The 1,975-nt window shown below is 60.6% G+C and carries 2 protein-coding genes; one reads left to right on the top strand and one right to left on the bottom strand.

Annotated elements, in window-relative coordinates; translation table 11 throughout:
• Positions 1 to 240: 240 nt before the first annotated feature.
• Positions 241 to 1,059: a transglutaminase-like domain-containing protein gene (locus FHG71_RS23135; protein ID WP_139084158.1), complete on the bottom strand. Its 819-nt coding sequence runs from the start codon at positions 1,057 to 1,059 to the stop codon at positions 241 to 243.
• Positions 1,060 to 1,383: 324 nt separating this feature from the next.
• Here FHG71_RS23135 and FHG71_RS23130 point away from each other — a divergent pair, with 324 nt between their 5' ends.
• Entirely contained in the window at positions 1,384 to 1,920 is a 537-nt protein-coding gene (locus tag FHG71_RS23130; RefSeq protein WP_218014230.1) for a TetR/AcrR family transcriptional regulator, read from the top strand.
• Positions 1,921 to 1,975 lie beyond the last annotated feature (55 nt).

Genomic DNA, 1,975 nt, shown 5'->3' with positions numbered 1-1,975 from the left:
TCTTCGGCATGGATCCTCCTCGTCAGACAGGCTGACACTACAAATGGATCCATTCTCGGGAGACAGGCCACTTCCCTCCTCTGGCGTTCCGGTTGGGAAAGGCTCCGCAGCGATGGTGGCTCCAACCTTCCGCGAGATTGAACGCGATCACCTTTCAGGCGTTTGCCATATCAGGATCTGGTCAGGCTCAGCGACAAAGGGGACCAGCTCAGACCCAAATGCCTGGGGATGCCGTGCTGCTCATTCAGCTGCCACGCGGGTCTTCACCTCGTCGCACCAGACTTGAAAGCTCTTGAGGGTGGTGGACCCGAAGGAGGTGATCATCGGCACGTCACCGGCATCCCGACCGCGGACCATGACGATGCGGCCGATGCGCGGCACGTTGTAGCGCGCATCGAACGTGTACCATCGCCCGCCAAGGAACACTTCCGTCCACGCGCAGAAATCTCCTGGTCCATGATCGGGCCAGTCGATGTCGCCCAGGTAGCCCGAGACATAGCGTGCAGGTATATTGAGGGCGCGAGCGAACGCGATCACCAGGTGCGCGAAGTCGCGGCATACGGCCTTGCCCTCCTTGAGGGACGAATGGGCCGTGCGCACGCTGGATGCGTCCTTGTAGTCGAACGTCATAGCCTCGTGGACGAAGTCGCAGATGGCCTGCACCTTGCCCCAACCTGTCGGAACATGACCAAAGCGGTCCCACGCCTCCTGACTCAGGAGATCGCTCTCGCAGTAGCGCGAGGCTTGCAGGAACTGAAGCACCTCGTCGGGAAGGTCTTGGACAGGATGCTGCTCGGCGACCGGGTTGACGTCATCTGGGCGGCCGTTGTCGGTTGCAAGCCCTTTCCAAGTGAGGCGCAGATCACCCTCGGGGGCGACCAGACGTCCGCGCCGGTTGCCGAATGGGTCCGTGTACCAATGGACCGGCACATTCGGGCCGACCACCAAGGGACCCGCCGACACGCGGTGCATCTCGTTCGGATGGGGAGACAGCGCCAGGATCACCGGCGTTGGCGCGGAGGCGGTTAGGGTAACGTCAAAGGCCACACGAATGAGCATGGATCGGCTTCCGGAGACAAGGCGTGGAGGCCAGGCACCAAGCGAGCCCGGCCACGTATATGGCGTCAAACCTATACGAACCGCTTCTGTTCCAAGTCGGACTGATATCGCGCGGCTATGTTAAGGAGTTACAGAGATATACGTCAGGAAAGCGAACGTTTTATGGACATGGCTGCCTTTGAACGTTCTCACTGTAAGCATCAGCAACACCTCTGCAGCAGAACAAAACTGATTGTCTGCTGACTGCAGCAAATAACCGTATGGTTGCAAACTTAGTTAGCGAGACGGGCTGTGGGTCGCAGCCGGGTTATCTCTGTGGAGCGGGTGCTGGACGCAGCGGAGCAGGTCGTAGCCTGCGACGGGGCGGCCAGTCCGACGATCGACGCGGTGGCGCAGCAAGCCGGCATCAGCAAAGCTAGTCTTCGTTACGACCATAAATCTAAACAGGCCCTCATCGATGCCGTAGTGCAGCGAGCCGTGGCACTCGATAGTGCGCATCATGCGACCGTCCACAGGAACTCGGATCTGTGCCCAGTCGGGTCATTCGAGGCCGTAGAGGCGAAGAAGGGAGTTCTCAGTGATGAGAGCCGTGCCGCCGCACTGAGCCTTTGCGCGGCTCTCACACAAGATGCCGGGTTGCACAGGACGATCCAGGCCAATCAGCGTGACGTTATCGCCTCGATCTTGTCCGACTCAACCAACCCACGTGGAGCGCTTCTGGCCTATCTGGCCCTCGAGGGGCTGAAGCAGCTTGAGTGTCTCGATTCTCATCATTGGCCCGCCGACGAACGCACGCGTCTCCTAGAGGAGATCGGCCGGCTGATAGACCGGACCCCATCCGACACGGGCGTTGTTGCGTAACCCATGAGCGAGGGGGCTCGCGCGGCGGGTCTGCCTGCTTATCTGGGCGGCCATG

The sequence above is a fragment of the Rubellimicrobium roseum genome (assembly GCF_006152145.1).
GTDB classification, from domain to species: Bacteria; Pseudomonadota; Alphaproteobacteria; order Rhodobacterales; family Rhodobacteraceae; genus Rubellimicrobium; species Rubellimicrobium roseum.
The sequence above is the reverse complement of the archived record's forward strand: the minus strand, read 5'-3'. Positions and strand labels throughout refer to the sequence as shown.